The sequence below is a fragment of the Rhodococcus sp. NPDC004095 genome (assembly GCF_053604015.1).
The window spans coordinates 106811-123600 of the sequence record NZ_JBSGGS010000002.1 but is presented as its reverse complement, the minus strand read 5'-3'; the positions used below and the strand labels follow the sequence as shown (position 1 = coordinate 123600).

The 16790-nt window shown below is 71.0% G+C and carries 18 protein-coding genes; 8 read left to right on the top strand and 10 right to left on the bottom strand.

Annotation, left to right across the window (positions count from 1 at the left end; all coding sequences use genetic code 11):
* Window positions 1-6 precede the first annotated feature (6 nt).
* The 3 genes from ribD to ACWEPG_RS03780 are packed head-to-tail and all read right to left on the bottom strand — an operon-like array spanning window position 7 to window position 2114.
* The gene (gene ribD, locus ACWEPG_RS03790; RefSeq protein WP_452593929.1) at window positions 7-1062 is read right to left on the bottom strand and encodes a bifunctional diaminohydroxyphosphoribosylaminopyrimidine deaminase/5-amino-6-(5-phosphoribosylamino)uracil reductase RibD; all 1056 of its coding nucleotides are present in this window, start codon (window positions 1060-1062) and stop codon (window positions 7-9) included.
* Between the two features lies 1 nt (window position 1063).
* On the bottom strand, window positions 1064-1747 hold the full coding sequence (gene rpe, locus ACWEPG_RS03785; RefSeq protein WP_450115658.1) for a ribulose-phosphate 3-epimerase: 684 nt from the start codon (window positions 1745-1747) through the stop codon (window positions 1064-1066).
* A 10-nt stretch (window positions 1748-1757) separates the two neighbouring features.
* The gene (locus tag ACWEPG_RS03780; RefSeq protein ID WP_450115657.1) at window positions 1758-2114 is read right to left on the bottom strand and encodes an MmcQ/YjbR family DNA-binding protein; all 357 of its coding nucleotides are present in this window, start codon (window positions 2112-2114) and stop codon (window positions 1758-1760) included.
* A gap of 86 nt (window positions 2115-2200) precedes the next feature.
* On the opposite strand from ACWEPG_RS03780, the gene ACWEPG_RS03775 reads away from it, so the two are divergent.
* The 7 genes from ACWEPG_RS03775 (at window position 2201) to ACWEPG_RS03745 (ending at window position 9649) form a co-directional block, all read left to right on the top strand.
* Window positions 2201-2851, top strand: a complete 651-nt coding sequence (locus ACWEPG_RS03775; protein ID WP_452593928.1) for a hypothetical protein — start codon at window positions 2201-2203, stop codon at window positions 2849-2851.
* A 169-nt stretch (window positions 2852-3020) separates the two neighbouring features.
* Window positions 3021-4388 carry a hemolysin family protein gene (locus tag ACWEPG_RS03770; protein ID WP_452593927.1) on the top strand — a complete coding sequence of 456 codons (1368 nt, stop codon included), beginning with the start codon at window positions 3021-3023 and terminating at the stop codon, window positions 4386-4388.
* Window positions 4385-5401, top strand: coding sequence for a hemolysin family protein (locus tag ACWEPG_RS03765; protein WP_452593926.1), 1017 nt, complete (start codon window positions 4385-4387; stop codon window positions 5399-5401). Before ACWEPG_RS03770 ends, ACWEPG_RS03765 begins: the two co-directional genes overlap by 4 nt.
* A gap of 174 nt (window positions 5402-5575) precedes the next feature.
* Window positions 5576-6934 (top strand): hemolysin family protein, encoded by a 1359-nt coding sequence (locus ACWEPG_RS03760; protein WP_452593925.1) that lies wholly within the window; start codon window positions 5576-5578, stop codon window positions 6932-6934.
* A gap of 23 nt (window positions 6935-6957) precedes the next feature.
* Window positions 6958-7545, top strand: a complete 588-nt coding sequence (locus ACWEPG_RS03755) for a Chromate resistance protein ChrB (RefSeq protein WP_450115693.1) — start codon at window positions 6958-6960, stop codon at window positions 7543-7545.
* Window positions 7542-8726, top strand: coding sequence for an MFS transporter (locus tag ACWEPG_RS03750; RefSeq protein WP_450115652.1), 1185 nt, complete (start codon window positions 7542-7544; stop codon window positions 8724-8726). The genes ACWEPG_RS03755 and ACWEPG_RS03750 overlap by 4 nt, the downstream gene beginning before the upstream one ends.
* A 107-nt stretch (window positions 8727-8833) precedes the next feature.
* The gene (locus tag ACWEPG_RS03745; protein WP_450115651.1) at window positions 8834-9649 is read left to right on the top strand and encodes a CPBP family intramembrane glutamic endopeptidase; all 816 of its coding nucleotides are present in this window, start codon (window positions 8834-8836) and stop codon (window positions 9647-9649) included.
* Window positions 9650-9670: 21 nt separating this feature from the next.
* Here the strand turns inward: ACWEPG_RS03745 and ACWEPG_RS03740 are convergent, their stop codons facing one another.
* From ACWEPG_RS03740 to def, 4 genes are read right to left on the bottom strand one after another with little or no spacing between them, the layout of a single operon-like run.
* Window positions 9671-10042: a hypothetical protein gene (locus ACWEPG_RS03740; RefSeq protein WP_450115650.1), complete on the bottom strand. Its 372-nt coding sequence runs from the start codon at window positions 10040-10042 to the stop codon at window positions 9671-9673.
* Between the two features lie 55 nt (window positions 10043-10097).
* Entirely contained in the window at window positions 10098-11582 is a 1485-nt protein-coding gene (locus ACWEPG_RS03735) for an RsmB/NOP family class I SAM-dependent RNA methyltransferase (protein ID WP_450115649.1), read from the bottom strand.
* Window positions 11579-12517 (bottom strand): methionyl-tRNA formyltransferase, encoded by a 939-nt coding sequence (fmt, locus tag ACWEPG_RS03730; RefSeq protein ID WP_450115648.1) that lies wholly within the window; start codon window positions 12515-12517, stop codon window positions 11579-11581. The genes ACWEPG_RS03735 and fmt overlap by 4 nt, the downstream gene beginning before the upstream one ends.
* Before the next feature lies 1 nt (window position 12518).
* Complete coding sequence (def, locus tag ACWEPG_RS03725) at window positions 12519-13037, bottom strand: peptide deformylase (protein ID WP_452593924.1); 519 nt, start codon at window positions 13035-13037, stop codon at window positions 12519-12521.
* A gap of 350 nt (window positions 13038-13387) precedes the next feature.
* On the opposite strand from def, the gene ACWEPG_RS03720 reads away from it, so the two are divergent.
* Window positions 13388-14200, top strand: a complete 813-nt coding sequence (locus ACWEPG_RS03720; RefSeq protein ID WP_452593923.1) for a matrixin family metalloprotease — start codon at window positions 13388-13390, stop codon at window positions 14198-14200.
* A gap of 43 nt (window positions 14201-14243) precedes the next feature.
* On the opposite strand, the gene ACWEPG_RS03715 is transcribed toward ACWEPG_RS03720, so the two are convergent.
* From ACWEPG_RS03715 to ACWEPG_RS03705, 3 genes are all read right to left on the bottom strand, one after another.
* Window positions 14244-15260: an esterase/lipase family protein gene (locus ACWEPG_RS03715; RefSeq protein ID WP_450115645.1), complete on the bottom strand. Its 1017-nt coding sequence runs from the start codon at window positions 15258-15260 to the stop codon at window positions 14244-14246.
* A gap of 74 nt (window positions 15261-15334) precedes the next feature.
* Complete coding sequence (locus ACWEPG_RS03710; RefSeq protein WP_452593922.1) at window positions 15335-16183, bottom strand: helix-turn-helix transcriptional regulator; 849 nt, start codon at window positions 16181-16183, stop codon at window positions 15335-15337.
* Between the two features lie 126 nt (window positions 16184-16309).
* Complete coding sequence (locus ACWEPG_RS03705) at window positions 16310-16537, bottom strand: pentapeptide repeat-containing protein (RefSeq protein WP_452594066.1); 228 nt, start codon at window positions 16535-16537, stop codon at window positions 16310-16312.
* Window positions 16538-16790: the final 253 nt, after the last annotated feature.

Sequence of the window (16790 nt, the reverse complement as noted above, 5' to 3'; positions counted from 1 at the left end):
GGATCGTCAGGGACGTTCGGGGCCGTCGGGCCGTTCGGGTCTGTCGGGCCGTTCCGGGCGCAGGGTCAGCAGCAGGTCGGGTCCGAGGGTCTCGACCGACTCGCGTTCGAACCGCAACGCCTGCGCGATGGTGCCGACCCCAGCATCCTCCACGGCCGCGGCGCCCGCACCGAGCAGTACCGGTGAGAGGAATGCCTGAACGCGGTCGACGAGCCCGGCGGCCAGGAACGCCCCGGCCAGTCGCGGACCGCCCTCCAGCAGTACGTCCGGCCGGTCGGTGAGCGCGGCGAGCACCTCGTGCGGGTCGCGGGTGCGCAGCACCAGCGTTTCGGCGGCGTCGTCGAGGATCCGGGCCGAGTGCGGGATCTCGCGTTCGCCCACGACGACCCGGAGCGGTTGCCGCGCCGCGAGGGTGCCGTCCGGTTCCCGGGCGGTCAGCCACGGGTCGTCGGCGAGGACGGTGCCGGTGCCGACGACGATCGCGTCGAGCTTCACACGGTCGGCGTGCACGCGGGCACGGGCGACCGGCCCGGTTATCCACTGACTGGTTCCGTCGGCGGCGGCGCTGCGGCCGTCGAGGGTGGCCGCGAACTTCCAGGTGACGTGGGCCCGCCCGGTGCGCTGCCGGTGCAGCCACGCGCGCAGCGGCCCGGACGCGACGAGTTCGGCCCCGATTCCCCCGGCCACGTCGACACCGGCGGCACGCAGGGTGGCCGCGCCACCGGAGGCCTGCGGGTTCGGGTCGGCGACGGCGTAGACGACGCGGGCGATCCCGGCCTCGAGCAGCGCGTCCGCGCACGGTCCGGTGCGACCGACGTGGTTGCACGGCTCGAGGGTGACGACCGCGGTGCCGCCGCGGGCGCGGGGACCGGCGGCGCGCAATGCCATCACCTCGGCGTGCGGCCCGCCGACCGGACTGGTCGCACCGACCCCGGCGATCGCACCGTCGGCGTCGAGAATCACAGCACCGACCGGCGGATTCGGGCTGGTGGTCCCGCGCACCCGTTCGGAGGCGTCGACCGCCACCTCCAACGCGGTCAGCTCTTGCGCCGAATCCGGCACGTCACACTGCCAGGGTCAGGTGCGGCGACACCGACGCCGCCTGCGCGCGCAGCTTCCGGACCGCCTCGCCCGGGTCGGCGGCGCCGTAGACGGCGGAGCCTGCGACGAAGCAGTCGACACCCGCCTCGGCGGCGGCCTCGACGGTGTCCGTGTTGATGCCGCCGTCGATCTCGACGATCAGCGTGAGCTCACCGGAGTCGACCAGCCTGCGCACCGCGCGCGCCTTGCTCAGCACCTCCGGGATGAACGACTGGCCGCCGAAGCCGGGCTCGACGCTCATCACCAGCAGCGTGTCGAACTCCTTGAGGATCTCCAGGTACGGCTCGATCGGGGTGCCCGGCTTGACCGACAGGCCGGCCTTCGCGCCCGCGGCGCGGATGTCGCGGGCCACGGCGATCGGGTCGTCGGTGGCCTCGGCGTGGAACGTGACGTTGTGCGCGCCGGCCTCCGCGTACGGCGGCGCCCAGCGGCCCGGGTTCTCGATCATCAGGTGGCAGTCGAGCGGAATGTCGGTGGCCTTGAGCAGCGACTGCACGACCGGCAGTCCAAGCGTCAGGTTGGGCACGAAGTGCGCGTCCATCACGTCGACGTGCAGCCAGTCGGAGCCGGCCACGGCGGCGGCCTCGTCGGCGAGTCGAGCGAAATCGGCGGACAGGATGGACGGAGCGATCATCGGGTGAGCCACACCTGCGAGTTTAGTGGGTGCCCGGATCGTCCTCGCCGCGGCTGGCGCGCAAGCGCTTCGGGGCCTTCAGGCGCCACGATTCGGCGAGTAGCTCCACCAATCGATCGCGGTCGACGATGTCGAGATCGACCAGGATCGCGCCGTGTCCGTCGTAATGCGCGGTGGTGAAGTACGCCGGATCACCGGAGGCCAGCAGCGCCTCCTTCTCGTCGAGTCCGCACATCAGGACCAGTCCGCCCTCCGCCTCCGACCTCAGCCGCGCGAAGCCCTTCCCCGCCACCTTCAGCGCGGGCGTGCGGTACCAGGTGGATTCCTCGACCTCCGGCAGCCGGCTCGCGAGGGCCACCACGTCGTCCCAGGTGTGCATGGAATCGAGTGTGCGCCACCGCGACCCGGCAGGCTTGGACGAACGGGAACCGCGCGCGGCGGGCCCCTCGCGGCTACGCTCGACCGGTGACGCCCGATCGCATCGTCCGCCTGCGGCGTGAGGCGTGGGGATTCGCCATCGGATCGGTCCTGTTCGCGGTCGGGGCGGTGCCGCAGTACGCCGAGGCGGTCGGGCCCGTCCTCACCAACCTCACGTTCTTCGTCGGCGCCGTCTTCTTCACCGTCGCCGCCCTGATCCAGCTCGCCCTCAGCGGCAGACGGGCGCCCCGGCGCCACACGAACCCGGCGGACCGGGCCGACTGGTGGGCTGCGGCCGTCCAGTTCGGCGGCACGCTCTGCTTCAACGTGAGCACGACGGACGCCCTGATCACGGCCGTCGACACCGAGACACGCCTGTCCGACGGCTGGCGACCCGACGCCGTCGGCTCGATCTGCTTCCTGGTCGCCAGCGGCCTCGCGGTCGTCGCCACCAGGGATCGCCACACACTCTGGGACACGCGGGCCCGGACGTGGCACGGCACCTGGCTCAACATGCTCGGATCCGTCTTCTTCGCCTTCTCTGCCGTCGGCGCGTACACGCTTCCCGCGACCGATGACCTCGTCAGCTCGTTCTGGGCGAACCTGGGCACCTTCCTCGGTGCCCTGTGCTTCCTCGCCGCAGCGCTGTTGAGCCGCCGCGCGATCCACCCGGGCGAGGTGCGGACCGCCGCATCCTGACCCGGCCGCGTCGCCGACACCGGCAATTTGGGCGATTTGCCCTATTCTCGGGTGCGCCCTTGTCGCCACCCCTTCAGAGAGAGTTCATGAGACGCGCGTCGCGCAAATACCGAAGACCCGTCCCGCCCCGCACTGATCACGGTGCCGCCCCCACTGCGGCGGTGAGCCCGTGCTGACCGCCCTGAGCATCCTCCTCGGCATCGTGGTCGTCCTGCTGATCACCGCCCTGACCGGCTACTTCGTCGCTCAGGAATTCGCGTTCATGGCCGTCGACCGGTCGCGGCTCAAGGCCCGCGCCGAAGCCGGCGACGCCACCGCCAACCGCGCCCTTGCCGTCACCCGCCGCACCTCGTTCATGCTGTCCGGCGCCCAACTGGGCATCACCGTCACCGGACTGCTCGTCGGTTACGTCGCCGAGCCACTCATCGGGCGCGGACTCGGCGACGCGCTCGGCGGGATCGGCATCCCCACCGCGGTGGGTGTCACGGTCGGCGCCGTCCTGGCGGTGCTGTTCTCCACGATCGTGCAGATGCTCTTCGGTGAACTGTTCCCGAAGAACCTCGCGATCGCCCGCCCGGAACCCGTCGCCGGACGCCTGGCGTTGTCGACGACGATCTACCTCAAGCTGTTCGGCTGGCTGATCCGGCTGTTCGACCAGTCGTCGAACCTGCTGCTGCGGGCCCTGCGGATCGAACCGGTCCACGATGTGGAACATTCGGCGACCCCGCGCGATCTCGAGCACATCGTTGCCGAGTCCCGGGACACGGGCGAGCTGCCGCGGGAGTTGTCGGCGTTGCTCGACCGCGTCCTCGACTTCCCCACCCGCACCGCCGAACACGCGATGATCCCGCGGGCCCGGGTGGACACCGTCCGCGCCGACGACCCGATCGAGACCGTGCTCGCCCGGATGGGTTCGGGTCACACCCGCTACCCGGTGGTCGGATCCTCCAGCGACGACCTGCTCGGCGTGATCCACCTGCACGACCTGCTCGGGCCGGAACCCGCAGGCACCGCCGCGGCCCACATTCGACCGGCAGTGATCGTGCCCACCACGCTGCCGTTGCCGGACGTGCTCACGCAGCTCACCACCGCGAGGGACGAGATGGCGCTCGTCATCGACGAGTACGGCGGGTTCGCCGGCGTGGTCACCGTCGAGGACATGGCCGAGGAACTGGTCGGGGAGATCGCCGACGAACACGACCCGGCCCGCGAGGCCAACGCGGTCGAGGCCGTCGACGGCGGCTGGCTGATCCCGGGCGGGGTCCACGTCGACGAGGTCGCGCGCATTCTCGACGAACATCTGCCGGAGGACGACGACTACGAGACCCTCGCCGGTCTCGTCATCGCCGAGTTCGGCGGGCTCCCCCGGGCCGGGGACACGCTGAGCATCCGACTGCCCGTCGACCCGGCCGATCTGGTCGCCGACGAACCGCCCCCGCCGACGTCACTGCACGTCGAGGTGCGGGCCGTGGAGAAGCACGTGCCGTCGTCACTGTTCGTGACCGTCCGCACCGACGGAGAGGAGCCGAGCCGATGAGCAATCCGTGGATCGTCCTGGCGGTCACCGTCGCCCTGATCGCGGCGAGCGCGTTCTTCGTCGCGGTCGAGTTCGCGCTCATCGCGGCCCGCAGGCACCGGCTCGAGGACGCGGCCCCGACGAGCCGGTCGGCACGCGCGGCGCTGCGCAGCGCCTCCGAGCTGTCGGTGCTGCTCGCCGGGTCGCAGCTCGGCATCACCGTGTGCACCCTGGCCCTCGGTGCGGTGACCAAACCCGCCGTGCACCACTGGCTCACCCCGCTCTTCGCCGACTGGGGCGCACCCGCGTGGCTGGCCGACGTCGCAGGCTTCGTCCTGGCCCTGCTCATCGTGACCTTCCTGCACCTGGTGGTCGGCGAGATGGCACCGAAGTCGTGGGCCATCGCACACCCGGAGAGGTCCGCGACGATCCTGGCGATCCCGATGCGCGGGTTCATGTGGCTCACCCGGCCCCTGCTGACGTGGCTCAACCGGATGGCGAACCGGCTGCTGGAGAAGGTCGGTGTCGAGCCGGTCGACCAGGTCGGGTCCGGACAGGACCCGGAGGCGCTGCGGCACCTGGTCGAGCACTCCGCGACGGTCGGCACGCTCGACGAGCGGTACCACGGTCACCTCACCAGCGCACTCGAGCTGGAGTCGCTCGCCGTCGGCGACATCGTCCGCCCGAACGCGGACCCGAGCAGCGTCGACGGGGATGCCACGGTCGAGGAGATCCGTGCCGTCGCCGACCGCAGCGGGCACCTGCGGCTGCTGGTCCGCGGCGCCGACGCCATCGAGGGCGTGCTGCACGTGCGGGACAGCGTGCGGGCGCCGACCGGCCTCCGTGCCCGCGACCTGATGCGGCCGGTGCTGGCACTCGACGTCCGGACGCCGGTGTACGAGGCACTGGCCACGATGCGCGAGACCCGCAGCCACATCGCCGTGGTGCGCGGCGAGGACGATCGGCTGGTCGGCCTGATCACCCTCGCCGACGTCCTCGCCCGCCTGCTGCCGACCAACGGCGTCGCGACCTGACCCGGCCCGTGGCGGCAGGAACGGCCCTCGGGTCGCCCGCCGCCACGGACCTGTCGTGGGCCGCCGCGCCTGCCTAGACTGACCACATACCCGGGATGGTCGGCCGGGGTGTGAGGTGAAAGGCATGGACGGCCACGACAGACCCGGCCGCCCGATTCCCACCGGGTGGATCTCGTGAACGCGGGCACCGCACTCAACGTCGCCCTCGTACTGGCTTTCGTACTGATCGGCGGCGTGTTCGCGGCGACGGAGATCGCGCTGGTGTCGATGCGAGAGAGCCAGCTCCAGGCGTTGTCCCGGCGCGGCCGCCGCGGTGCCCGGACCGCCCGTCTCGCCCGCAATCCCAACCGGTTCCTGTCCGCGGTGCAGATCGGCGTCACCGTGGCCGGGTTCTTCTCGGCGGCGTACGGAGCCTCCACGATCGCCCCCGATCTCGCACCCACCCTGCGGGACTGGGGTCTGCCGGGCGAGGCGGCCGATGCGGCGGCCCTGATCGGAACCACGCTGATGGTCGCGTACCTGTCGCTGGTCCTGGGCGAGCTGGTGCCGAAACGCATTGCGCTGCAACGATCGACTGGTGTCGCACTCGCCACCGGGCCGCCCCTGGATCGGTTCGCCACCCTGGTGCGACCGGTCATCTGGCTGCTGTCCGGCACGACCGACCTCCTTGTCCGGATGCTCGGCGGCGACCCGGCCCGCAAGTCGGAGGACGTCACACCCGAGGAATTGCGCGAACTCGTCACCGGCCACCGCGCACTGCCCGAGGAACAACGCCGCGTGCTGTCGGAGGTGTTCGACGCCGGCGAACGTTCCCTCACCGAGGTGATGCGGCCGCGCACGGACGTCGACTGCCTGGAGGCGGACACCACGGTCGACGACGCCCGCGAACAGGCGATCACACTCGGACACAGCCGGTTTCCGGTCGTCGTCGGCGGTTCGCTCGACGACGTCGTCGGCTTCGTCCACGTCCGCGACCTGCTGCGCGCCGATCCCGGCCGCGGGTCCATCGTCGCCGACCTGTGCCGGCCGCTGCTCCAGTTCCCCGGCAGCAAGCGGGCGCTGGCCGCACTCGCCGAGATGCGCCGGGACCACGAGCAGATGGTCCTCGTCATCGACGAGTACGGAGGCGCCGCGGGCATCGCGACGCTCGAGGACATCGTCGAGGAGGTCGTCGGCGAGATCGGTGACGAGTTCGACCGCACATCGCCCGCCGTCCCCGACGCCGCCGGGCAGCACAGCCACACCGTCGACGGCCTGCTCGTCGTCGCCGACTTCGAGAAGAGCACCGGCATCCGCCTGCCGCCCGGACCGTACGACACGGCGGGCGGCTTCCTGCTGCACCGGTTGCAGCGCCTCCCCCGGGTGGGCGACGAGGTGACCGTTGCGGGCCACCGGCTGACCGTGAGCGAGCTCGACGGCCATCGCATCGCCCGGATCCACGTCGCCGCGCCCGGTCGTCCACCGGCGCAGACGCGCGGCTCCCTGCGTCACCGCGATCCGCGCGAGCAGGACTCGACACAGAAGAAGATGTAACGCCTGCTACTCTTCCCTGTGTGATGGAATCCGAAACGTCGCGGTCGCGATGGATGGTGCTGATGGTGAAGCTGGCGGCACAGCCGTCGCGGCACCGTGTCGCGGTGTGGCGTGAACTACGCAAGGTCGGCGCCCTGTCCCTGGGGCAGGGCGTCTGGGCGGTGCCCGACGTGCCGGTGTTCGCGCCCGGACTCACGCGGGCGCGGGAACTCACCGATCGGGCCGGCGGCGAGACCGTGATGCTGCGGGCCTCGGGTGTCACGGACGACGACGGCGACCGATTCGAGGCGATGTTCACCGCGGCACGCGAGGACGACTGGTCGGAGTTCCTGGCCGACTGCGGGAAGTACGAAGCGGAGCTGGACAAGGAGATCCGCACGGCCAAGTTCACGCTCGCCGAGCTCGACGAGGAGGAGCAGAGCCTCGACCGCCTGCGCCGCTGGCATCGCGACATCAAGGCCAGGGACGTGTTCGGCGCACCGAGCGCCGCCACCGCCACCGAACGACTGCGGGTGTGCACCGAGCGACTCCAGGACTACACCGAGCGCGTGTTCGAGGCGCTCCACGGCGCCGATTCGGCGACCACCGACGGGGACGAGGCGCGGGCATGAACGCACCGCAGACGGCCGCGACGCGGTCGCAGCTGTGGCCGCTGTACGCGGCGGGGTTCACCACCGCGTTCGGAGCGCACTCGGTGGCAGCCAGCCTCGGGTCGGAGGGCAGCGACCTGCACACGTCGCTGCTGTACCTGGGCCTGCTGCTGGCCCTGTACGACGGCGCCGAAGTCGTGCTCAAGCCGGTGTTCGGCACGCTCGCGGACCGGATCGGGGCACGGCCGGTGATGATCGGCGGCCTGATCGCGTTCGCGGTGTGTTCGGCGGTGTTCGTGGCCGCCGACGACACCGCCTGGCTGTGGGTCACGCGACTGGGGCAGGGTGCGGCCGCGTCGGCGTTCTCCCCCGCCGCAGGCGCGCTGGTCGCGCGGCTGAATCCGAGCGCGTCGCACGGCCGCGCGTTCGGGAGCTACGGCTTCTACAAGAGCCTCGGTTACACCCTCGGCCCTCTGCTCGGCGGTGTGATCGTCTGGCTCGGCGGGCTGCCCGCACTGTTCGTCGTGCTCACCGTCATCGCCGCCGCGACCGCGGTGTGGGCGACGCTCGCGGTCCCGACGGTGCCGCCGCTGCCCAAGCCGCGCCAGACGCTGCTCGGGTTGGCGCGCCGTCTGAGCGACCGGACGTTCCTCGGACCGACGACCGCACTCGCCGCGGCAACCGCCGCCCTCTCGGTGGGCGTCGGCTTCCTGCCGGTGTCCGGCGCCGCCGCCGGACTCGGCCCCGTCGCCACGGGTGCCGCGGTTTCGGTGCTCGCCGCCACCGCGGCGGTCGTGCAGCCCCGCGTCGGGCGTGCCCTCGACGCCGGACGCTTCTCGGCCTCGGCGGGGATGACCACCGGAATGGTGATCACCGCCGTGGGTCTGGCATTCGCGATGGTCCCCGGCCTGGCCGGGGTGCTGCTCGCCGCGGTCGGGATCGGTGTGGGCACCGGGGTGATCACACCGCTCGGGTTCGCCGCGCTCGCGTCGTCGACCCCGCCGGAACGCATCGGCCAGACGATGGGCGCCGCGGAGCTCGGACGCGAACTCGGCGACGCCGGCGGCCCGCTGCTGGTGGCCGGCGTCGCGGCGGCCGCAACCCTCACGGCGGGCTTCGCCGCGCTCGCGGCGGTCGTGGCGGCGCTGACGGCGACCGGGCTGCGACGCGGCGCACGCAGCACCGTGGACCGGTCACGGTAGCGACCCCGCCAGCCGTCGGGTCGTCGGCCTAGGCGACGACCCGACACCGAAGCCGACACGGGGCGCGGTGTGCGCGCAATCGCCCGACACGCCCCTAGTCTGGCGTCGTGGACACCCCGAAGCACGAGGCGTCGCCCCGCATCACCGGACGGAACCTCTCCTACCTGGCCTTCGCCGTGATCGTGGTCGTGTACCTGGCGATCATCCAGTTCGGCGGGCACCTGATCGCCGGCTGGGCCGACGAGGACGACACCCTGACCATCCGCGGGGTGGTCTTCACCATGCTCATCCCCCTCGGACTCGCCCTGGCGTTCACCTACGGTGTCATCGCGGCTCTGGGATGGTGGCGTCCGGCCATCACCGACGACCGCCCCGTCAACCGCTGGGTGTGGTTCGTGCCCGTAGTCCTCGTCGTGGCGATCCTGCTCGGAATCGACTACGGCGCGCTCGCGGAGAAGGGCTGGCTGTTCGTCGTCACCCTGCTCGTCGTCACCCAGTTCGTCGGCTGGGGCGAGGAGGGCATGTTCCGCGGCATCGGCGTGACGGTGCTGCGGAACCACGGACTCCGCGAAGGTCAGGTCGCACTGTGGTCCAGCGTCATCTTCGGTGCGGTCCACCTGTCGAACGTCTTCGGTCACGGCGCGTCCGCGCTCCCGCAAGCGATCCTGGTCAGCCTCGCGGGGTACTTCTTCTACCTCACGCGCCGAGTCTCCGGAAGCAACGTCCTCAACTCCGTTCTGCACGGATTGTTCGACTTCGCGCTGCTCAGCGGCACCGCCGTGCTGGTGGATCAGCAGGGCTACGCGGGGTCCTTCGCACCGATCCTGGCGTACCCGCTCATCGCCGCCGTCCTCCTCGTCAAACGGCGCGACATCGAACCGTCCCGCCGCGCCGACGGCGACACGATGTCGGCCCCCGCCTGACGGCGCCGACCCGGCACCGGACTACCGGCGTCCTCGCTCGGATTCGGCCCGATCCGGATCGAGATCGACGGCGACCGTGACCGCCCCGGCCGCGTCCCGGCTGCTCACGGCGTGCCCGGTTCGCGTCCCCTCGGGCAGTTGCACCTCGATCTGCCCACCGTCTCCGGTGAAGTTGCGCCACCACGACTTCTGGTCGGGCATCGCGACCCGGATCAGCAGCTCGTCTCCCTCGCGCCGGTAGGAGACGGGAAGCTCGACCCTCGAACCCGACCGACGCCCGGTGTAGCCGACGACGACGATCCCCCGCCCGAGCATCCGCCCGACGACCGGAAGGGAAAGGGCAGGCACGACCAGCCTGTTGGCGAACGCCGCCGCTCGCGAGAATGCACTCATGGCGCCGAGTCTGCCCCGTGACGGCGCTCCTCGCCACGCGGGCCAGCGCCCGCTGTCACTCCGGCTTGCGCAGCGCCGCCATGAACATCGCGTCGGTGCCGTGCCGGTGCGGCCACAGCTGCACACCGGGGCCGGCGCCGAGTCCGGGGACGTCCGGGACGAAGTCGCGGGTGTCCAGCTGCGTCACCCCGTGCCTGCGGACCGCGTCGGCGACCACCGCGACGGTCTCCGACAGGTGCGGCGAACAGGTGGAGTACAGCACCACGCCGCCGGGCCGGACCAAGTTGATCGCCGACGCCAGCAGCTCACGCTGCAGGGTGACCAGTCCGGTGACGTCCTCGGGGCGGCGCCGCCAGCGTGCCTCGGGCCTGCGCCGCAGCGCACCGAGACCGGTGCAGGGGGCGTCGACGAGGATCCGGTCGAATCCCGGTGTCAGGCCGGGATCGCGACCGTCGGCGACGTGCACGTCGACCGGCAACCCGCGGGTGGTCTTGCGGACGAGGTCGGCGCGGTGCGGCGCGGGTTCTACGGCGTCGACGCGGGCACCGTCGATGTCCGCGAGCGCACCGAGCAGGGCGGCCTTGCCGCCGGGGCCGGCGCACAGATCCAGCCATCGCCCGCCGTCCGCACCGACGACCGGCGCGAGGGTGAGGGCGCGAGCCACGAGCTGGCTGCCCTCGTCCTGCACGGCGGCCAGGCCCTCCCGGACCGGCTCGAGTAGGCCGGGGTCGCCGCCGTCGAGATGCACCGCGTACGGCGAGTAGGGGCCGACCTCGCCGCCGGTGATCAGCGCCAGCTCCTCGGCGGAGATCTCCCCTGGCCGCGCGACCAGGTGGACGGCGGGGCGGGCGTCGTCGGCGGCGAGGACCTGCTCGAGTTCCGCGGCGTCCGCGCCGAGCGCGTCCGCGAACGCCTGCGCGATCCACACCGGGTGGGCGTACCGGAACGCGAGATGCCCGACCGGGTCCCGCGCGGCGTCGGGGGCGAGCGCGGTCACCCACTCGTCCTCGGACTTCTCCGCGACGCGACGGAGCACCGCGTTGACGAATCCGGCTCGGCCACCACCGAATTCGGTGCGCACCAGGTCCACCGAGGTGTCGACGGCGGCGTGCGCCGAGATCCGGGTGCGCAGCAACTGGTACGCACCGAGGCGCAGCACGTCGAGCAGCGGGCCGTCGATCTCGTCGACCGACCGGCCGGCACCGGCGGAGATCACCGCGTCGAGCAGACCCTGGGCCCGGCAGGCGCCGTAGGTGAGTTCGGTGGCCAGCGCCGCGTCCCGGCCGTCGATGCCCCGTTCGCGCAGCAGCGCGGGCAGGACCAGGTTGGCGTAGGCGTCGCGTTCGCGGACCGCGCGCAGCACGTCCCGCGCCGCGAGCCGGGGCCGATCGACACCGGCGCCGTCGGGCCGCTTGGCCTGGCGCGGACGAGTGTTGGGCCGCTTGGCGTTCCGGTTCCCGGACCCGGGCTTCTGCCCGGATTCGGCCCCGGCACGGGGTCCGCCGCGATGGCCACGGGAGGGACGACGGGACTCGGTCACTGTGCACGCACCTCGGGGTCGAGGCGCGCTCCACGCGCCCAATCTGCTGCCGCCATGAGCTTCTTTCCTTGTGGTTGAACCTGGCTCAACCGGACCGCGGTCGTCGCGGTCCCGACGTAGCAGCCGTCCTTGCGAACCAGGAACTGTCCGGCCTCCAGCGGCTCGGGCAGTGTGCCGTCCGGGACCGGGGTCACCGGGCCCACCTTGAGCCGCAACTCCCCCACCTGCGTCCACGCGCCGGGCGCGGGTGTCACGGAGCGGACCAGGCGATCCACCGCCTGCGCCGGGGCATCCCAGCGGATCCGCGCCGACTCCACGGTGACCTTCGGGGCGTGTGAGACGCCGTCGACGGGCTGCGGCACGGCGGTCAGCGCACCGTCCTCGATGCCGTCGAGGACGGACTCGAGCAGCACGGCGCCGCTGTCCGCGAGCCTGCCGAGCAGGTCACCGGTGGTGTCGGTGTCCCGGATACGTTCGGTGGCGACCCCGAACACCGGCCCGGTGTCCAGGCCCTCCTCGAGCTGGAAGACGCTGGCGCCGGTCATGTCGTCACCGGCCGCGATCGACGCCTGCACCGGAGCCGCGCCGCGCCACGAGGGCAGCAGCGAGAAGTGCAGGTTCACCCAGCCGTACTTCGGGACGTCGAGCACCGGACGCGGGAGCAGCGCGCCGTACGCGACGACGGGGGCGCAGTCCGGCGCCAGTTCACGCAGCCGCGACAGGAAGTCGGGATCCGACGCGCGGGCCGGGGTGAGGACTTCGATGCCGTGCTCGTCGGCGAGCAGGCCGACGGGTGACCGGGTGACCTTGCGGCCGCGACCGGCGACGGCGTCGGGGCGCGTCACCACGGCGACCACCTCGTGGCGCGGCGAGGCGAGCAGCCGGGCCAGGGACGGGACTGCGGGCTCCGGGGTGCCCGCGAAGACGATGCGCATGTCAGCGGCCCCCGACCGTGACACCGGCACGGAACCAGTCGGATTCGCGGATGGTCCGCATCGCGACCTTGCGCGCCTCGGGTTCCATCCGGGACGGGAACAGCACCCCGTCGAGGTGGTCGGTTTCGTGCTGGACGCACCGCGCCATGAGCCCGCTGCACTCGAAGGACACCGGCTCGCCGTGCTGGTCGACGCCGGAGACGCGGACATCCATCGCCCGCCGGACGTCGCCGCGCACACCGGGAATGGACAGGCACCCCTCGCTCCGCACGTGCTCCTCGCCACCGAGCACCTGGTAGGTGGGGTTGACCAGGTGCCCGACCATGTCGTCGCAGTCGTAGGCGAACACCCGCAGCAACACTCCGATCTGCGGGGCCGCGATCCCGACGCCGCCGCGATCACGCATCGTGTCGAACAGGTCCGTCACCAGTTGCTCCAGCTCGCGGTCGAAGGTGACCACCTCGTCCGCTCGGGTCCGGAGGACGGGATCGCCGAAGAGGCGAACGGGCTGGATACTCACGTGGCTGCTCCCGGGGAACTCGATGCGGTGTCGTGAACAGTCTAAGGATGCGCGCGGGCCATCCCGAACCGACTGACGACGAGCGGGGCGACAAGCGGGTGAAGGAACACGCAGTTCCCAGTGCGGATGGCTGACCTCGAAGTCGGGTAGTCGGCTACTCGTGTGTTCCCGCACCGGGGACATCAATCTGGACGGGTGGACACGGAGCCTGCTGCGCGGCGGCGGTTCTTGCCAACACCTCGACCGATCGGCCGGCGAGGTCGAGGCGTCACGGCTGCGAACACAGCGCCGTTGTTCACGCATTCTCAGCACCTACTGATCACCCAAGGATCCAGGAGGAGGGGGCCACGATGTCAGGAAAGACGGAGGCCGCGACTTTGACCACCGGTGGTGGTTACTCGACACAAGTCAAGCCGAACACCGATCCGTTTCGGCCGCGAAACCGCGATGATGCGGCCCGCGAGGCCGAACCGCTGGTCCATGCCTACGGGCCCGGCGCCATTTGCGACACCGATACCCGAGGATTCCCGACTCCGGGAAACCGATCACCGGCCGAACTCATCATCAATGCGCCGGAGGGGTTCATTCCACTTTGGGCGAAAGACGTCACCCTGCGGTGGCGATTTCAGGAACGATCCATGCTCCTCTTCGAGAACCCGGATTCCGCCAGAACGGCTGTCAAGAAGCTGTTCGGGAAAGCGCTCTTGGCGTGGGGTGACGCAGCTCCGGTCAAATTCACCGAGGGAAACGACGCCTGGGACTTCGAGATAGTGGTGAGGGAGTCCGATCGATGCAGCGTCAACGGGTGCGTCCTGGCGAGCGCCTTCTTTCCCGACCCGGGCCGCCACGAACTGGTGATCTATCCCCGAATGTTCACGCAGAGTGCGAACGAACAAGTGGAGACCCTGGTTCATGAAATAGGTCACACCTTCGGTCTACGGCACTTCTTCGCGAACATCAGCGAGACCGCCTGGCCCAGCGAACTGTTCGGGAAGCACAAGCCACTCACCATCATGAACTATGGCAGCCAGAGTGTGTTGACCGATGACGACAAAGCTGATCTGAAAAGCCTGTACCAGGCTGCGTGGAGCGGTGAACTGTCGGCGATCAATGGAACTCCGATTCAACTGACGGTGCCGTTCAGCAGTATCGGAGCACGGTAGGAGGTGCCCTGCGCGCACTCTCGCGCCGAGAAACCCCACGAGGTCAGCGCCCGATCATGCCGATCATGCCGGTGCCGAGCGGTACCGGTACGCACGCCGGCGCGGCGGCCGCCGGGTCGAGTGCCTGCCGGACGAGGCCGACGGTGAACGCGTCGTAGACCATGTTCATGTGGCCGGTCTTGTTCTGCGGGCACATGTCCTGGATCAGGATGTTCGTCGCGCCGGCACCGCGCAGCGCGATGTTGGTGTACGGCTGGATCATCTCGTCGTAGCGGGTGCCGATCGTCGTGTACCGCACCCCGGGCACCGTGTCGCTGCCGCCGTTGAGTCCGGCGAGAAAGTCCGAGCCCTGCGCCTGCTGCTCGACCGCCGTGGTGGTGAACAGGCTGACCACCTGGCGCCCTCCGGGGACCGCGTCCGCCACGGGGACGAGGCCGTAGAAGATGCCCCCGTAGCTGGGTGAGGCCACTCCGACCCACCGGTCCACGACCGCCGCGCCGCCGAGCTTGTTCACGAAGTAGCGAGTCACCGTCGCGCCCTGGGAGAAGCCGACGAGGTCCACCTTCTCGGCGCCGGTCGCACCGCGCACGCGGTGGACGAACTCGGCGACCTGATCCGCGCTGAGGTACATGTCCTCGGTGCCGAATGTATCCGCGCCCGGAGCTCCGCCGTAGTTCACGGCGAACACGCAGTAGCCGTCGGCCTTCAGCCGAGGGGCGATGGCGGCCCAGTCGGAGTAGGAGTTCGAATCACTGCCGTGCGCGAGGATCACCGGGTTCGGGTGGCGATCGGTTGGCAGGCACCCGAAGTCGTTGGTTCCGGGCGGAACGCTGCCGGGGTGGGCGTCGGCGTAGTCGGCGGCTGCGGCGTGGGTCGTCTGCACAGGGCCCGGCACCGTCGGCGTCTGTGACACCGACGGGGTCCCGACCGGCGGACCCACGCTGCCCGGATCCGCCGAGCCCGCCACGCTGCCGAGATCCGGCGCTGCCACCGCCGCGGCGGGCCACACCCCCAGCGCACCGACACACGTCAGCGCTGCCGCCACCACGTTCCTGAACATTGCGTTTCCCCTCCCGACCCAAATGGTGTCGTCCATCATCGCCGAGTTACCAGGAGATTCACAGCAAAAGGCGCTCAGTCCGCGATGTCGGGCTCGGCGGCGGTGGCCGAGTGGGGCGCCGGATCCTCCGCGAGGATGCGGTAGATCGAGCGACGCGCCTCGGCGAGCACCTCGCCCGCGGCCGCGGCCTGTTCGGCGGTTCCGGCGGAACCGACCTGCCGGACCGCGCTGGTCAGCTGACCGAGCAGTGCCCGCAACTCCTGGGCGGGCCTGCCCACCGCCGCGCGAACCTCATCCCACGGGTTGCCGAGGTCGGCCCGGTGCTCCTCGACGTACGCCGTCCCGGCCTCGGTCAGGCGCGCGGTCTTGCGGCCGGCGACCTTCTCGATCAGCACCAGACCCTCGTCCTCGAGCTGCGCGAGCGCCGGATAGATCGAACCGGGGCTCGGCTTCCACACGCCGTTGCTGCGTTCGGCGATGCGCTGGATCAGTTCGTAGCCGTGCATCGGCTCCTCCCCGAGCAGCAGCAGAACCGCCGACCGGACGTCGCCGCGTCGACCGCGGCCGCCGCGGCCTCGACCGCGGCCGACCCGCTCGCCTGCCGGGTCCTGGGCTCCGCGCCGGAAGCCGGGACCGTAGTGCCCTCGCGGGCCGTAGTCCCCGCGGGGACCGAAATCCCCTCGCGGGCCGTAGTCGCCCCGGGGGCCGTAGTCACCACGGGGACCGAAATCCCCTCGCGGACCGTAGTCACCACGCGGACCGAAGTCTCCTCGGGGACCGAAATCGGCTGCACCGGAGCCCGATTCGTCAGGACCGGGGGCGCCACCTGCAGACGGCCCGAAGTCGCGTCGAGCGTCGCGACCGATGCGGCCCGGCCGCCTGCCACGCCCTCGGCGATCGAAATCTCGCTGGAAGTTCTCCATGTTGGATGTTCCTCTCGTAATTCGGACCACGGGGCGTACGTTCGCCTCGACCGCGTCCATATCGACACGTCCACGATATATCGGCAATAGGTCTACGACAACCCACGAAGTGGTTCAACTCACAGTTCAGCAGTCCCCGGCGCTCTCCGGCGGCTCGAAGCCCTCGGGCCAGCGCGTGCGGTCGTCGTGACAGATGCCGTCGAGCACTGCATCCGTCAGCGCCACCCCCGTGAGGTTCGCGCCGGCGAGGTCGGCCCCCGTCAAGACCGCCTGCCCGAGGACCGCGTCCGACAGATCGGACTCGGACAGGTCGGCGCGGGCCAGGTTGCTGCCCTGGAACCTGACGCTGCTCAGGTCGGTCTCGGACCGAGGATCGCCTCGAAGAAGTTGTCGCCGGACAGATCGAGGCCGGACAGATTCTGGCCCGCGAGGTCGATACCTCCTGCTCCTCAGCCTCGCGCTCCAGGTCCGCCCACGACCGGGACGAACGCGCGACCGGCTCCTGCCGCGGCCGCGTTCGCTTCGACTCGTTCAGGCGCATGGCCGCATGCCAACGGCCGCCGGCAGCGAAACCGCGCATTCCGCGGCCGGTCACCACACGGGTGTG